Raw genomic sequence first — 15,547 nt, 5'->3', positions numbered from 1 at the left:
TCGTTCTGCGGGACGGTGAGGAGCTAGCCGGCGCGCTTGGTGCGGGCGCGCGTGCGCTCGCGCTCCTTGGCGGCCAGCACGACCTTGCGGATGCGGACGGCGCCCGGGGTGACCTCGACGCACTCGTCCTCGCGGCAGAACTCCAGGGCCTCCTCCAGCGACAGCAGCCGCGGCGGGGTGAGCCGCTCCAGCTCGTCACCGGTGGACGACCGCATGTTCGTGAGCTTCTTCTCCTTGGTGATGTTGACGTCCATGTCGTCGGCGCGGGAGTTCTCCCCGACGATCATGCCCTCGTACACCTCGGTCGTCGGCCCGACGAAGAACGTGCCGCGGTCCTGCAGGTTCGTGATCGCGTACGCGGTGGCCGCGCCGGAGCGATCGGCGACGAGGGAACCGGACGGACGGGTGCGCAGCTCACCGAACCAGGGCTCGTAGGCCTCGAACACGTGATGCGCCATGCCGGTGCCGCGGGTCTCGGTCATGAACTCGGTGCGGAACCCGATCAGGGCGCGCGCCGGGACGAGGAACTCCATCCGGATCCAGCCGGTGCCGTGGTTGGTCATCTGCTCCATGCGGCCTTTGCGGACCGCCAGCAGCTGCGTGACGGCGCCGAGATGCTCCTCGGGGATGTCGATGGTGAGCCGCTCGACCGGCTCGTGCTTCTTGCCGTCGATGACCTTGACGACCACCTGCGGCTTGCCGACGGTCAGCTCGTAGCCCTCGCGGCGCATGTTCTCGACCAGGATCGCCAGGGCCAGCTCGCCGCGGCCCTGCACCTCCCACGCGTCCGGACGCTCGGTCGGCAGCACCCTGATGGACACGTTGCCGACCAGCTCGCGCTCCAGCCGGTCCTTGACCATCCGGGCGGTGACCTTGGTGCCCTTCTCCCGTCCCGCCATCGGCCCGGTGTTGGTGCCGACCGTCATGGAGATCGCGGGCTCGTCCACGGTGATCAGCGGCAGCGGGCGGGGGTCGTCCGGGTCGGCGATCGTGTCGCCGATCATGATGTCGGGGATGCCGGCGATCGCGATGATGTCGCCCGGCCCCGCCTCCTGCGCGGGCTTGCGGACGAGCGCGTCCGTCATCAGCAGCTCGGTGATCTTCACCCGCTCGACGCTGCCGTCATGCCGGCACCAGGCGACCTGCTGGCCCTTCTTGATCGTTCCGGCGTGCAGCCGGCACAGCGCGATCCGGCCGAGGTAGCTGGAGGCGTCCAGGTTGGTGACGTGCGCCCGCAGCGGGACGTCCGGGTCGTAGGACGGCGCCGGGATCGTCTCGGTGATGACCTTGAACAGCGGCTCCAGGTCGTCGCTGCCGGGCATGTCGCCGTCGGCGGGCTTGTCCAGCGACGCCCGCCCGGCGCGTCCCGACGCGTACACGATCGGGAAGTCGATCTGGTCCTCGTCGGCGTCGAGGTCCATGAACAGCTCGTACGTCTCGTCCACGACCTCGTCGATGCGGGCGTCGGGACGGTCGGTCTTGTTCACGACGAGGATCACCGGCAGCCGCGCCGCGAGCGCCTTGCGCAGCACGAACCGGGTCTGCGGGAGCGGGCCCTCGCTGGCGTCCACCAGCAGGACGACGCCGTCCACCATGGACAGCCCGCGCTCCACCTCGCCACCGAAGTCGGCGTGCCCGGGGGTGTCGATGATGTTGATCGTCAGCCCGTTGTGCCGGACGGCGGTGTTCTTCGCGAGGATGGTGATCCCCTTCTCGCGCTCCAGGTCGTCGGAGTCCATCACCCGGTCGTCGACGTTCTGGTTCTCACGGAAGGCCCCGGACTGCCAGAGCATGGCGTCGACCAGCGTCGTCTTTCCGTGGTCGACGTGGGCGACGATCGCGACGTTCCGGAGGTCGTCGCGCGTGGAGATGGGCATGCGGGGCTCGCCTTGGGGTGAGAGTTCGGGATCCGCCGCAGAACACGGCATCGACCATTCTACTTGCCCGTGCCCGCACCCCGTTCCGTGACGGCCGTCCCATTGGTCCCAGGGGCCCCGATTCGCCAACTTTGCCCGTTCTTTGTAATCTGCCCGAGATCCGGTCGTCCGGAGCCCCGTCCCCCGGGGCTGCGGCCGGAGCGCCGAATCTCCCGCGTACGGGAGAGCCGGGGACCCACGTCCCTGGGGTGAATCGACGTACGTCGTAGGGCGACTCCTGGCCCGAACCCGTCAGCTAACCCGGTAGGCGCGCGAGGAGAGGAGAACACCGGTTTGGCACCGGCTCCACAACGGTGGCGGCGCGTCACGCCCGCCGCCACGGCCACGATGCTCCTGATCGGCCTCGGCGCCACCGCGCCCGTCGCCGCCCATGCCGCGCCGCCGTTCCAGCTCGCCGCCGCGGCCTCCCCGACGCCCACTCCGACGACGGAGGAAGGGCTGCGCAAGAGCCTGGACGCGCTCAACGAAGAGGCCGAGATCCTCACCGAGCAGTACAACAAGACCCGCGTGGACCTGGACAAGGCCAAGAAGGCCGGGCAGGCCGCCGCCAAGCAGGCCGCGACGCTGCGCGCCCAGGCGGCACCGGCCCGCGAACAGCTCGGACGGATGGCCGCGGCGAACTACATGACCGGCGCCCCTGACGTGATCTTCGGCGCCGACGGCTCCTCCGAAGGGCTGTCCGAACGCGCCTACCTGACGCAGAGCCAGGTCACCACCGTCCAGGCGCTGCAGAAGCAGATCGAGCGGGCCGAGACGGCGCAGCGCACGGCGGAGGCGAAGACGGCCCAGGTCGAAAAGGCCGCAGCGGACGCCGAGAAGGCCCGCGAAGCGGCCAGGACCAAGGTCGCCGAGGTGACGAAGCGGCTGGACAAGCTGACCACCACGCACATCGACGACCCCCGCAGCGGCCTGCGCGCGACCGTGAAGGGCTCGGGCGCACCGGCCGACATGGCCCGCAAGGCGCTCACCAAGCTCGGCTCGCCCTACGTGTGGGCCGCCGCCGGTCCGAACAGCTTCGACTGCTCAGGACTCGTCGTCTGGGCCTACGCCCAGATCGGGAAGCGCGGGCTGCCGCACTACACCGGCGCCCTCTACGGCCTCGGCACCAAGGTCTCCAAGAGCCGGCTCCGTTCGGGCGACCTGGTCTACTTCGGCGGCAACCTCCACCACATGGGCATCTACCTCAGCGACGGCAAGTACCTGCACGCCCCGCAGACCGGCGATGTGGTGAAGATCTCAAAGATGTCGGACCGCTCGGACTACGCGGGCGCCAACCGCGTTTCCTGATTGCAGTGCCCTTGGCGTCGGGCCCTGGAGGGCCCTCCTTCGGCGGGCACTGCGTGCGATCGCTGCATCGCTCCGGCTCGCCTTGGCGGCTCGCTGCGCGATCAGGTTCTCGCAAGCTTGAACCTGCCTTCGGACGCGATCGCGACGGTTTGGGTTGGTGCGTGGCTGGTGTGGTGGCTGGTGTCGTCCGGGGACGAGTTACTGCAGCGTCCTGCTTCGTTGTTCAGGTGAGGCCCTGGTGGGCCAGGGCGTCGATGACGGGGAGGTCGCCGGGGAGCCAGTCGACTTCGTACAGCTCGTCCGGGGACAGCCAGCGCAGCGCCAGGTGTTCCAGGGCCTGCGGCTCGCCTTCGAGGATCTGCGCGGTCCACACCCGCAGCACGCTCCGTTCGCTCAGCCGCCAGTCCCCGCCGATCCGGCCGATCAGCCGGATCTTGATGGCGAGTTCCTCGTGACACTCGCGCACCAGCGCGTCCTCGTCCGTCTCGCCCGGGTCGACCTTCCCGCCGGGCAGCTCCCAGCCGCCCGCCATGTGCGGCGGCTCGGCCCGCTGGGCGCTCAGCAGCCGCCCGTCCGAAATGATCGCCGCGCCGACCACCACGAGATCGTTCGCCACCGGCTCCTCTTCCCTGTCGTCCGGTATCGGTGTCAGACGGCGCTCCCGGCCCGTCCGGTCTCCCGGATGGACTCGACCAGGCGTACCGCGTCCCGGACGATCTCCTCCAGGCGGCCGCCGTGCGCGCCGCGCCAGTAGAGCTGGCCGCAGTCGGCGCAGCGGCCGTACACGTCGTAGCTGCGGCGGGTGCCCGCCTCCAGGTCGCCTTCGATCTCCTCCTTGTCGACCGGGACGAGTTCGCCGTTGCAGGCGGTGCAGCGCGTCCACGGGCGGAGCACGGGCGCGAAGCGGTCCAGCACGTCGCGGAGCTGGTCGTCCGGGCGGGAGCCGCGGACGTACGCGCCGAACCACAGCGCGCGGCGGCGGAGCAGCCCGCGGTCCTGGGTGAGCAGGACGCGGCGTTCCTCGTTCGCCTGGACGACCAGCGCCGGGTCGTCCATGTCGTTGTGGTAGGCGGTGTCGAGGCCGAGGAGACGCAGCCGCCGGGCCAGCGTGCCCAGGTGCACGTCGAGGACGAAGCGGGGGGCGGCCTGGCCCGGTTCGAGCGGGACGGGCTGCGGGCGCGGCACCGCCTCCACCCGCACCTCGTCGCCGGGATCCGGGCGGGTGGCGGGACCGGCCGGCTCGCCGCCGACGGTCATCGGGCCGGCCTCGGGCAGCGGGACGCCGAGCGACTCCACGAGATGTCCCAGCGTCGAGGTCCCGTCGTAGGCGAGGCGGCTCACGGTCTCCCGCCGTGCGGCGGGCAGGAACATCAGCAGCTCGCCGGCGACTCGGATGGTTATCTCGGGCTCCACGCCGATCAGCATGCCACGCGTCCCGGCGGTTCCCCTCCGGATTACTCGCGTCAGGCCGCGGCGAGGCGCCCGGCCGAGTCCGCGAGGGACGCCAGCAGCGACGGGATGTCGTGGCCCCGCAGGGCTCCCCCGCGCTTGAGCACCCGGCCGCCGACGAGGACGGTGTCGACGTTGCGGGTGTCGGCCGCGAGGACCACGGCCGCGATGGGGTCGTGGGCCGCCGCGACGCCCAGTGTGTCGGTGCGCAGGACGAGGACGTCCGCCTGCTTGCCCGGCGTCAGGGAACCGGTGACGTCCGCGAGGCCGGCGACCTCCGCGCCCTCGATGGTGGCCATCCGCAGCGCGTCGGCGGCCGTGAAGCCGAGGCCGGCGCCGTCCGGGCGTCCGCGCTCCAGGAAGTAGGCGGCCCGCATCACGGAGAACATGTCGCCGGGGCCGCTGGCGACGGTGTCGGCGCCGAGCCCGGTCGGGACGCCGGCCTCGCGGGCCCGTCCGGTGGGCGGCGGGCCGATGTCCAGGGCGTCCTCGATGCCGGGGGCGACGGACACCGTCCCGCCGTGGGCGGCGATCCGCTTGAGCGCCTCACCGGTGTAGTGGTTGGCGTGCACGTACATCGTCGGGTGACTCATCAGCCCGTTGGCGTCGAGGAACGCCAGGCCGCGCGCGGCGCTCTCGGCGCCGTGGCCGCCCATGTGCGCGGTGACCGGCATCGCCAGGTCGCGGGCCAGTCTCCATTCGATGAGTGCGCGTTCCTCGCCGGCGATCTCCGGACCGGCCGCGGCCATGCTCATCGTGACCGTCACGCCGGGCGTGTCGAAGTACTCGCGGCGGACGCGGGCCGTCTCGGCGGCGAGGGCGACGAGGTCGTCATCGGTGCCGTAGCAGTAGGCGAACACCGCCCGGATGCCGGACGCGCGCAACGCGGCGATGCCGGCGTCCGTGTGGCCGGGGCCGAGCTGGATGTGCGACCAGTCGATCAGCGTGGTGATGCCGGAGTCGAGGCACTCCAGGGAACCGGCGAGGGTTCCGGTGTACACGTCGTCGGGGCGGTACCGGGGCGCGAGTTCGCGGAGGACGCGTCCCACGTAGGCGGGGAGCGTGCTGTCGGGGAGGATCGCGCGGATGCCCGCCTGCCAGGTGTGGCGGTGGGTGTCGACGAACCCGGGGATGACGATGCGGCCCGTCGCGTCGATCACGTCGGTGCCGGGGGGAGCCGGCAGTCCGGGGCCCACCGCGGCGATCCGGTCGTCCTCGATGAGCACGTCGGCGCGTCCGAGCACGGTCGGTGCGGGCACGGTGTCGATGACCAGGCCGTTTCGAAGGAGCAAGGAAGTCATACGTAAAGGTTAGGGAGAAGCTTTTCAAAAAGCAATGTGCGGAGCGAGTATTCTCGGGTCGTGCAGGGAGACGACGGCGGGCCGAGCGACGACATCGACGGGGTGGCGGAAACGTGGCGGCGGGACGGCCTGCCCGAACCGCTGATCGCGATGCTGGAGGTCAGCAAGCGCGCCGGGCGGATCGCCATGCTGGTCCAGCAGGCCATGCGCGCCGAACTCACCGGACTCGGGCTCACCTACGCCGAGTTCGAGGTCCTCACCGTCCTGCGCCGCGAGGGCGAGCCGTACCGGCTGCGGCCGAGCGAGCTCACCCGGTCGGCGTTCCTCACCTCGGGCGGGACGAGCAACGTCCTGCAGCGGCTGCAGAGGGCCGGGTACGTCGAGCGGGAGGCCAACACGGGGGACGCCCGCAGCCGCTTCGTCCAGCTCACCGGGGACGGGCTGCGCGTCACCGAACGCGCGATGGAGGCGTCGCGCGTGGCGCACGAAGAGGTCATGGCGGGCGTGCCGCCGGAAGAGGTCCGGGAGGCCGCCGACGCGCTCCGGGACGTCCTGCTGGTCATCGGCAGGCGCCGGTTCCGGTGACGGCCCCCCGGGTCCGGGAATCCGGCGGTTCAGCCGCCCGGCTGATCAGCGGCCAGCTCGCTGATCTTCTTCTTGAAGTCGGGCCGCGCGAGAGGCCGGGTCACCCCCACCCAGTCGGAACGCTCGTAGGGCTTCACCCCGATCGCGGGGACGCACGTCGAACAGCTCGCCACGATCATCTTGTTGTCGTCGATCACCATCCCGACATGGCCGGGATTGTTCGACGACGTCCCCGGACCGGAGTTGAAGAACACCAGGTCGCCCGGCTGCTCGTCGCCCTTGTCGACCTTCACGCCGAACGGCCACTGCTGGAAGGTCGTGCGCGGGATGTCGAGGCCGACCGTCCGGTAGGCGGCCTGGATGAGGCTGGAGCAGTCCCACGCGTCCGGACCGTTGGCGCCGAACACGTAAGGCTTGCCGCGCTGCGCCATCGCGAACGAGATGATCCGCTTGACGAGGTCGCCGCCGTTCGCGGGCAGCTCGTTGTCGTCGCAGTCGATGCCGGTCGCCTGGACGACCTCGAAGTCGCCGCCGACGTACCGCTCGGCCCACTCCAGGACGAGGTCCACGTAGTCCCACGAATGGTTGTACGCGAAGAGCGCGGTCCGCATCCGCTCGGGGGCGCCGGAGTGCTTGAGGTAGTTGGCGGCGGACGGGATCGCGTCCGCCGGGTCGTAGCGGTCCTTACGGCCGTCCCTGTTCCCGTCGACCGCGAACGACTTGAACGTCGCGGCGAGGAACTGCATGGGCCCGCCGGCGCCCGCGTAGTTCTCGCCGCTGCTCACGCCGGGGAGCGTCGACCTGCCATGGTCGGTCTCGACCTTGCCGACGGCGGCCAGCACGTTCCACGGGATGCCGTACTTCTCGCCCGCGTCCCGGTAGAGGCCCAGGTAGTTCGCGGGGACGGCCTGCGCGTCGCCGGCCGCGGCGGGCTGCGCCCCGGCCTCCGAGACGTCCACGCATCCGCCGCTCCCGCCACCGAACATGAACCGGTTCGCGCCGAACAGGATCGGAACGAAGACCAGCCCGGCGAAGAGCGTCGCGGCGACGCCGAGCGCCCCGGCGAGCATCATGCGGCGGACGGTCATCCCGTGTCACCCGCCTGACCCACGTCCGCCGGCTGGAAGGCGTACACCTTCAGCGAGCCGCCCTCCCTCGCCACGGTCACCGCATACCGCTTGCTGTCGCTGCCTTCGATGTCGCCCTCGGTGATCCGCTGCCGGCCCGTCACCACGAAGACGATCGAGTTCTCCTCGATGTTGCGCACCCGGTCGAGGACCGCCGACCCCTCCGCGACGATCTGGTCCCGGCGCCGTTCCTCCAGCAGCCCCGGCGTCGCCGCGTCCCGTTCGAGCTGTCCCCGAAGCTCGCCGGTGACCATGCCCGACAGCCGTCCCGTGTAGGTCTCGGGCGTCTCGTCGAAGCGGTACGTCCCGTACGCGGCGACGAAGCGGCGCGCCAGGTCCGCCGCGGTGGCGAACTCCGTCTGGGAGAACGGCAGCAGCCGGTAGATGTCGAAGTCACCCGGGTTGACGGCGCCCTCGATCCCCGGCGGCGGTGACGTCGGGGCGGCCGGGGCACCCGTGGCGGCCTGCCCCGGGCCCGGATCGTCTGCCTCGCCCCCGGGCCCGGCGACCGTCAGGTAGACGCCGACGGCGGCGAGCACGACCACGAGCCCCGCGAAGAGAAGCCTGCGCCGGCGGTCGTTCAGGTTCATCGCTGAGTCTTCTTCATCCTTGGGAGGCCTGGTGGGTGAGACTCACTCGTCGTCCCGCGCACCGGACGGGCGGTCCGGTGGACGCAGCCAGAACGGCAGCGGCGGACCCTCCTGCGAGCCGCGCCTGCCCCACAGCGGCGGAGCCTGCGGCCGTTCGCCCTGCGGCCGGGATCCCGAGGGGGCACCGCCCGCGCCGCCCCGCGGCCTGGGGACGTTCGATCCGCGCTCGCCGGAACCACCGCCGGAACCACCCGAGCCGCCGGAACCACCGGAGCCGCCGCCCGAGCCGCCGCCCGTACGGCCACGGCCGCGGTCGGCGGGACCGGACGAACGCCCGCTGCCGCCGAACCAGCCGCCGCCTCCGCCGGCACCGTTCCCGGAGCCGTTGCCGCCGGACCCGCCGCCGGACCCGCTGCCGGAACCGCCCGAGCCGCCCGAGCCGCCCGACGGGCCGTTGCCGCCCGACCCGCCACCGCCTCCGCCGGTGATGCCGCCGCCACCGGTTCCGCCGCGTCCCGTCCAGGAGGCCGGGCGGGCGGTCCCCGTGCCGGAGCCCGCACCGGGGGACTTCCTCCCGCCGCCGCCCGCTCTGGCGCCGGCGACACCGCCCGCGGCACCGCCCGGACGTGCAGCCGCCGCGGCGGCTCCTCCCGCCGCGCCGCCGTCGGAGGACTGGTCGCCGAGCGCACCCGCGCGGGACGGCAGGTTCAGCGGAGGAGCACCCCGCCGGGAACGTCCCGCCTGCGCCGCCGCGGCACCCGCGCCGCGCGGCTTGGCGGCGAGCACCGGCGCGTCCTCCGGCGACGGGCCCTCGCCCTCGCCGGCGGCCCGCCGGTCGGCCGCCACCGCCGTCCCGGGCGGCACGTCGCCCTGCGTGGCCGGGGCCACCGCCTCGGAAGCCGCCTCACGCCTGACCCAGCGGGCGAGACCGGATCCGGCTCCGCCCGGTGCCGCGGAGGCGACCGCCATCGTGCTCCTGCGCGCCTCGGAGACGGACCTGTTGAGCTGTGCCTCGCTCTTCTCCCGCGCCCCCACCGCGCCGTAGCCCACCGCAGAGAACAGGTGCTGGAACGGCCTGCGGTAGACGAACGCCGCGAACGTCACCAGCGCGATGAGCAGAATCTGCAGCCCCCACGGCAGCGCCTCACCGAGGATCAGCCCGTACGCCCACAGCAGCAGCGACAGCACGCCGATCAGCGCCGCCTGCTTGAGCAGCATGGACAGCAGCAGCTCCAGCCAGCGGATGGCGATCACCCGTCCGATGCCCGGATGGATCCCGATCCCGAGGAAGATGGGCCCCGCCACCAGCAGCAGCAGGAACGCGATCTTCACCACGATCAGCGCGATGGCGATGACCATGATGAGGATGCCCGCGATGAGCGCCGCGAACAGTGCGCCGAACGCGACCGCCAGCCGGTTCTCCCAGTTCTTGCCCTGGAAGAGCGCGTACGTATCGGGATGCTCCTCCTTGATGTTCGTGGCCACGTCCTTATAGGCGTCGGCCTTCTTCCCGAGGTCGGCCTCGTTGTTCGGGCCGTACGTCTCCGGCAGGTCGACCGCCTGTGACCAGAGCAGCTTGTCGGCGTTCTCCTTGACGATCTTTGCGTTGGGATCGGTGGTGCCGAACTCACCCTGCAGCCATGGCTTGCAGACCAGGGCGACCCACAGCCTGTTCGCGTTACGGGATGTCTCGTCCAGGTTCTCCGACGCGGCCGGATCCGGTTTGCCGTCGGGTCTCGGGATGCATATTCCGCCCTGGGTGTTGCTCTGCGGCAACGCGGCGTCGAACGCGGCGCTCGTCGCCTCCGACGTCTGCGTTCCGAGCGTGGTGAAGTCCGAAGGCCGCGCGATCAGCCAGACCAGCGCCACCATCGCGACGACCATCCAGATCACGCCCTCGGTGACCTTGCTCGCCCGCTTGCGGACGAGGCCCCACCAGGCCAGCCACATCGCACCGAGGATGACCACCCATGACCAGTAGCGCGCGTTGAACGTCTCGCCCATGTCGCTGATGACGCCGTCGACGGTGTCCTTCAGCCAGTCGAGCAGGGACGGCGACGCGGCCGCCTGGTAAACGCTGATCGTGGTCCGGTCGACCGCCCGGACGAGCGTGAACACGGTGTTGGCGATGGCGTTGCCCGTCATCGCCATCGCGTCCGAGCAGCCCATGTCGACCGCGTACCAGGACTGCCCGGCCATGCCGTACCGGTCGTAGTAGGTCAGATTCTCGACCGGAGTGTTCTTCAGCTTCTCGCTCGGGTAGTCCGGCGGCTTGATCATGCCGTCCGTCCCCGAGGCGTACCGCTCCGGCGCCGGGTTGTCCGCCGGGCTGCACAGGTCGTTCGGAGTCCACGGGTCCGGAATCGACGCCGACGCGGGCGACAGCGGACCCAGCATGAACAGCGCCATGAAGAGCAGCAGCAGCACCGAGCGGCGGGTGCGCGGGCGCCCGCGCCGGGGCCGGCCCCGGGACCCGCGGTCGAGGACCGCGCGGTCGAGCCCTTCACCGGGTGAGCGCTGCAGGCGCGCCATCCGGTCGCGGGGACCCCTCATCGACTGACCTCCTCGACCTCGGCCCCCGCGGCGGTGAGTTCGGACGAACCCGGATGGGACCGGGTCGGGTTGGTGTCCAGCCAACGCTGCAGTTCCTCGGAGATCAGATCGACGCCGATGCGACCCGCCCGGCCGTCGAGGTCACGGAAAACGCACTCGCCGTTGCCGAGGTTGCGCAGCACGGCCTTGTGCTCGTCGGACGCCTCCACGCCCAGGAGCGACATGACGTCGCCGACCTCGACGCGTTCGGTGGAACGGAAGGAGAACACCGACGACAGGCAGTTGGTGACCTGCTCGTTCAGCAGGTCCCCCGCGTTCTGGGAGACCAGGATCAACGCGGTGTTGCGGGACCGTCCCATCCGCGACACCTCGGGCACCAGCTTCGCGCCCTCGGGCGTCGAGGTGATGGCCCACGCCTCGTCCAGGAAGATCGCCTTGGGCAGCCGCCGGTCGAGGCCGTGCATGAGCCGCCGCGCGAACTGCGACACCAGGTACATCAGCGCCACCGACAGCCGCTGCTCGTAGGAGTAGTCCTCCCGCGAGATCGCGACGTCCGGGAGGGTCAGGCCGCCGAGCGTGAACACCGTCGTCCACCCGGCGGTGTCGATGCGCTCGCCGCCGGACGGGTCGAAGCACAGCCGCGCGAGATGCATCTCCGACATCGAGCGCAGCACCGCGCCGAGGTTCTTGGACGCCGGATCGTCGTTGGCTTCGAGATGGTCGACGACGCGTCCCAGCGAGGGCCGTTCCGCGTTCGCGACGGCGCTGACCGCCTGGATCATCGCGGACTCGCGCTCCTCCGACATCCTCGGCAGCAGCAGCCGCAGCGTCTCGGTCGCCATCATCTTCTTGGTGGCGAGGTCGTCGCCGAACGAGAACGGGTCGAGCAGTCCGGGCGCCGCGGAACCGAGCGGCAGGATCCGCGCCTGGCGGCCCCGCGACTTCAGCAGCTGCACCAGCGACTCGGCGTCGCCCTTCGGGTCGATCGCCGCGATCGTGACGCCCCGCAGCGCCATCTGGTAGATCAGCAGCAGCGCGAGGGTGGTCTTGCCGCCGCCGGGCTCACCGGTGATCGCCACGGCGGTCGGGCGGTTCCGGGCCGCGGCGACGAGCGGGTCGAAGTGCACGATGGCCCGGGCCCGGCCGAGCGTCTCACCGATGTACGGGCCGATCCAGCCCTCGTCGTTCTCGTCCGGACGGTCGCCCAGGTCGACCGTCGCGATCGGCATGCCGCCCGCGATCGTCCGCAGCGGCTGGCGCTGCGCGTAGGCGTTCAGCCTGATCTGGTCGCCGGGCATCGACTCCAGGAACAGCGAGAACTGGTCACCGGTCGAGTTGACCACGTCGATGCCGATGTCGCGGTAGTGCTCCACGACCGCGTCCACCCGCTGCGCGAGCAGGTCCTCGGTCGGCGCGGACACGATCAGCCGGTGCCACCCGTACACGAACGGCAGCCGCTCCTTGGTGATGCCGTGCTCCAGCATCCGCGCCGCGTCGATCTGCTCCGCGAGCGCGATCGGCGCCTCCGCGCCCGCCTCCCGGATGTGCTGGTCCATGTCCCGGGCGTGCGCCAGCTTCCGCGAGACGTCCTTGGACGCCTTCGCCGGCGGGATCAGCTTCATCCGCGCACTGATCTCCACGGGGAACGGGAGGGCGTCGGCGTAGTGGAGCCACGGCTCGCCGTCCGGGAACGGCATCATGTCCGGGAACCGCGCGAACGACAGGTACGCGACGTACGACGCGGCCGTGGCGCCGCCGCCCGCACCCGTGAAGTTCGGCTGCTCGACCCTCAGGTAGGAGCGCCCGTTGTGGATGGCCCCCTCGACGAGCGACTCGATCTCGCCTTTGCCCCACGTCCTGCGCGGCACGGCCGACGGCGGCGGATCGGCCAGCGACCCCGACACCGCGTGCTGGAACAGCCACGCCACCTCGGTGGAGGTGGTGTGCCTGGCGTACAGCGCCGACCCGCCGAGTGCGCGCCCGACCCGCTCCGCCTGCTCCGTCCAGCGCGCGATCTCCTTCTTGTCGATCGCGTCGTCGTGGACGCCGAGGACGTTCTCGCTGCGCTTGTAGAAGCCGAGGAACTGCGACAGCACACCGCCGGACAGCTGCGCGCCCATGCCGCGCGGCCCGAGCCGGACCCCGAGGTAGACCTCCTTGGTCCAGAAGTCCTTGGCCCACACGTGCGCGTAGGTCTCCTCCAGGTACTCCCGCCACCCCGGCCCGGCGTCGGACGTGCGGTCCAGCGCCAGCGCCCAGTCCGCCGCCGGATACGTCCGGTGCGCGATCCGCAGATGCACCTCGGCGTCCTGCATCCGGATACCGGCGAGCGCGATGGTGATGTTGGTGGCGAGCGCCTCGCGCTCCTCCCCGGTGGTGAACTCGTACGACACCGTGGGCAGCCGGAAGTACGCCCAGGCGGCGGTGTCGGTGAACAGCACGCGGTCGTCGAAGTACCGCACGGCCAGCCTGCTGGACTTGCTCACGCCCTCACCCCCACCGCGGTCCATTGTCCCGGTGCGCCGGCGACCGCGCAGGGTTGCCGGAGAGAGTCTTTCCCGTCCGGGCGGTCATCCAGGTCGGGCGCGCCCGCCAGCCGCGCCCGACCCGTCCCGGTCTCCGCTCGATGCCCGCGAGGGGCGCTCATCGGGTGGCCTCCTGCTCCTGCTGAAGCTCCTGGTAACGCTCGGGCATGACGGTGAAACCGCCGGCGACCACGCCGGCGAGGGCAAGATAGGCACGCCGCGTCGGCGTCCGCAACGACTTCAGCTCGTTGCGCGGCGCGCGGTCCATGCTCAGATGATCGTCCCATGGAATGCGCACCAGCGCCCGGCAACGCCCCCGCGCCACGGCCTCGGCCTGCTCGACGTCGTCCATGCTGCGGCGGCTCACCCCGTTGATGACCGTCACCGCCCGGGACCGCAGTTCCCCGTACCCGTGCCCGTCGAGCCACTCGAACGTCATCGCGACGGCCCGCGGCGCGTCGGCGCTGGCCGGTGCGACGAGCACGATCTGGTCGGCGTACGGCAGGACACGCGCGACCACCGCGGCCGCCGCGTCGAGCAGCGTCACCGAGTAGAACTTGTCGATGGTGCGGATGGCCAGCGCGTAGTCACGGTCGTCGAGCGCCTGCAGCGGGTTCTTGCCCGCCGCGATCACATCGAGGCCCGACTTGGCCTGCGAGGTGTACCGGCGCATCGCGGTCAGGCTGCCGACCTGGTCGGCGCGCGTGATCAGACCGGTCAGCGTCTCGTTGGTGTCGCTGCGCGTCCGCCGCGCCAGCGCGCCGGGCCCGGGGTTCACGTCGATGGCGACGACCGGTTCCCCGTTGTGCTGCGCGAACGTGTGCCCGAGCATCAGCGCGGTCACCGTCTGCCCCGCGCCGCCGGTGCACCCGAGCACGACGACGTGGCGCGTCCCGTGGAACGGCTGCTGCAGCCGCTGCTGGTATTCGGCGTCGACGTCGCCGTGCCCGCCGCCGACCGCGTGGAACAGCCGCCGCAGCCCGCCGGCGCTGACCTCGTGCTCGGGATCGGGCGGCGTGATCGCCGGACCGGACGGCGGCGGCGCCGGCGGCGGCGGCAACGGCCGCGGCCGCACGGGCGACGCCGGCTGCGACCGCACCTCACGCGGCGGCGCCTGCTCCTCCCCCGGCGGGGCCTGCTCGACCGGGACGGGCCTGGTCTCCGGCGCGGCCTCGGTCTCTGGGACCGGCCCGGCCTCCTGGGTGTGCCCCGCCTCGGGCGCGGGAGGCCACGCGGGGCCGTCCGCGGGCGCGGAGCGCGGTTTGGACAGCCCCTCCGACCACGGCCTCGGCGCCTCCATCCGCGGTGTGCCGGCCGTCGGCGGCGGACCGGCGGGCGGCGGACCGGCCGCCTCGCTCGGCCGCGCCCCGAAGGCCCCCGGCACCATCGGGATGTCCGGCCGCGTCGGCCCCGGAACCTCCGGCCGCCCCGGCCGCCGCTGCGGCGGCGCCCAGGGCTGCGGCAGGTCCCGCCGCGTCTCCCGCACACCACGGTCGTCGGACGGCGCCTGAGCGGCCGCGGGCGGAACGGCCCGCTCCGGTTCCCGCGGAGCGGACTTCTTCTCCCCGGCGACCTTCTTGTCACCGGCCTCCCCACCGGACCGCCGCGGCGCGGCCTCGGCCGCCGGCGACTCCTGCCGGACGTCCCGCCGCGTCTCCCCCTCGGACCACACCGGCTCACGGCGCTCATCACCCGCCGCACCGTCCGCGGCCTCCTGCGGAATGTCCCGCTCACCCGGCCGCACAGCCGACCCCTGCGGGACCGGCCGCCCAGTGCCACGCACCGGCGCATCTCCACCAGAAGCAGGGCCCGGGGTCTCTGGCGCCAGCCCGGCGCCACTCACCTGCGCCTCCTCACCGGACGCACGGCCGGCCACCCGAACACCCGACTCCTCACCGGACACGAGCGGCGGAGTCTGACGCGACGGCTCAGTTGCGCTCGCCGGCGGTCCACCACCAGATGCACGCCCAGCGACACGAACACCCGACTCCTCACCGGAAGCCGGCGGCGGAGCCTGACGCGACTGCCCGGCGCCGCTCACCGGCGGTTCACCACCGGACGCACGGCCGGCCACCCGGACACCCGGTTCCTGGCCGGACTCGGGGGGCGGGGCTTGGCGGGGCTGCTCGGTGCCGGGGGTGCGCCCGGTCGGGCGGGTGCCGGGCTGGCCGGGGGGCGGGGTCTGGCGGGGGG

At 72.2% G+C, this 15,547-nt stretch carries 11 protein-coding genes and 1 riboswitch; of the genes, 2 read left to right on the top strand and 9 right to left on the bottom strand.

All coding sequences use genetic code 11. The annotated features are described in order from the left end of the window. Positions 1–23: 23 nt before the first annotated feature. Entirely contained in the window at positions 24–1,877 is a 1,854-nt protein-coding gene (gene typA / locus ACTWPP_RS10720; RefSeq protein WP_443104025.1) for a translational GTPase TypA, read from the bottom strand. Between the two features lie 191 nt (positions 1,878–2,068). After that, positions 2,069–2,203, top strand: a riboswitch (cyclic di-AMP (ydaO/yuaA leader). A gap of 7 nt (positions 2,204–2,210) precedes the next feature. Here typA and ACTWPP_RS10715 point away from each other — a divergent pair. Further along, entirely contained in the window at positions 2,211–3,224 is a 1,014-nt protein-coding gene (locus ACTWPP_RS10715) for an NlpC/P60 family protein (RefSeq protein ID WP_443104024.1), read from the top strand. Positions 3,225–3,447: 223 nt separating this feature from the next. Here the strand turns inward: ACTWPP_RS10715 and ACTWPP_RS10710 are convergent, their stop codons facing one another. The 3 genes from ACTWPP_RS10710 to ACTWPP_RS10700 are packed head-to-tail and all read right to left on the bottom strand — an operon-like array spanning position 3,448 to position 5,974. Continuing rightward, entirely contained in the window at positions 3,448–3,840 is a 393-nt protein-coding gene (locus tag ACTWPP_RS10710) for a (deoxy)nucleoside triphosphate pyrophosphohydrolase (RefSeq protein ID WP_443104023.1), read from the bottom strand. 32 nt (positions 3,841–3,872) lie between these two features. Continuing rightward, positions 3,873–4,649: a Mut7-C RNAse domain-containing protein gene (locus ACTWPP_RS10705; protein WP_443104022.1), complete on the bottom strand. Its 777-nt coding sequence runs from the start codon at positions 4,647–4,649 to the stop codon at positions 3,873–3,875. 38 nt (positions 4,650–4,687) lie between these two features. After that, positions 4,688–5,974: an amidohydrolase family protein gene (locus ACTWPP_RS10700; protein ID WP_443104021.1), complete on the bottom strand. Its 1,287-nt coding sequence runs from the start codon at positions 5,972–5,974 to the stop codon at positions 4,688–4,690. A gap of 60 nt (positions 5,975–6,034) precedes the next feature. Here ACTWPP_RS10700 and ACTWPP_RS10695 point away from each other — a divergent pair, with 60 nt between their 5' ends. Then, positions 6,035–6,559: a MarR family winged helix-turn-helix transcriptional regulator gene (locus tag ACTWPP_RS10695; RefSeq protein ID WP_443104020.1), complete on the top strand. Its 525-nt coding sequence runs from the start codon at positions 6,035–6,037 to the stop codon at positions 6,557–6,559. A gap of 29 nt (positions 6,560–6,588) precedes the next feature. Here ACTWPP_RS10695 and ACTWPP_RS10690 read toward each other — a convergent pair whose 3' ends face one another. The 5 genes from ACTWPP_RS10690 to ACTWPP_RS10670 form a co-directional block, all read right to left on the bottom strand. Continuing rightward, complete coding sequence (locus ACTWPP_RS10690; RefSeq protein ID WP_443104019.1) at positions 6,589–7,647, bottom strand: C40 family peptidase; 1,059 nt, start codon at positions 7,645–7,647, stop codon at positions 6,589–6,591. After that, on the bottom strand, positions 7,644–8,276 hold the full coding sequence (locus tag ACTWPP_RS10685) for a hypothetical protein (RefSeq protein WP_443104018.1): 633 nt from the start codon (positions 8,274–8,276) through the stop codon (positions 7,644–7,646). Before ACTWPP_RS10685 ends, ACTWPP_RS10690 begins: the two co-directional genes overlap by 4 nt. A 42-nt stretch (positions 8,277–8,318) precedes the next feature. After that, a complete protein-coding gene (locus ACTWPP_RS10680) occupies positions 8,319–10,829 on the bottom strand; it encodes a type IV secretion system protein (protein ID WP_443104017.1) in 2,511 nt (836 codons plus the stop codon). Next, complete coding sequence (locus tag ACTWPP_RS10675) at positions 10,826–13,315, bottom strand: ATP-binding protein (protein WP_443104016.1); 2,490 nt, start codon at positions 13,313–13,315, stop codon at positions 10,826–10,828. The genes ACTWPP_RS10680 and ACTWPP_RS10675 overlap by 4 nt, the downstream gene beginning before the upstream one ends. A gap of 157 nt (positions 13,316–13,472) precedes the next feature. Next, the gene (locus tag ACTWPP_RS10670; RefSeq protein WP_443104015.1) at positions 13,473–15,098 is read right to left on the bottom strand and encodes a hypothetical protein; all 1,626 of its coding nucleotides are present in this window, start codon (positions 15,096–15,098) and stop codon (positions 13,473–13,475) included. Between the last annotated feature and the right edge of the window lie 449 nt (positions 15,099–15,547).

Source organism: Actinomadura sp. 3N407 (assembly GCF_052245875.1).
GTDB lineage: Bacteria > Actinomycetota > Actinomycetes > Streptosporangiales > Streptosporangiaceae > Spirillospora.
Note: the sequence above shows the minus strand (reverse complement) of the source record. Positions and strands in the feature narration are given on the sequence as shown.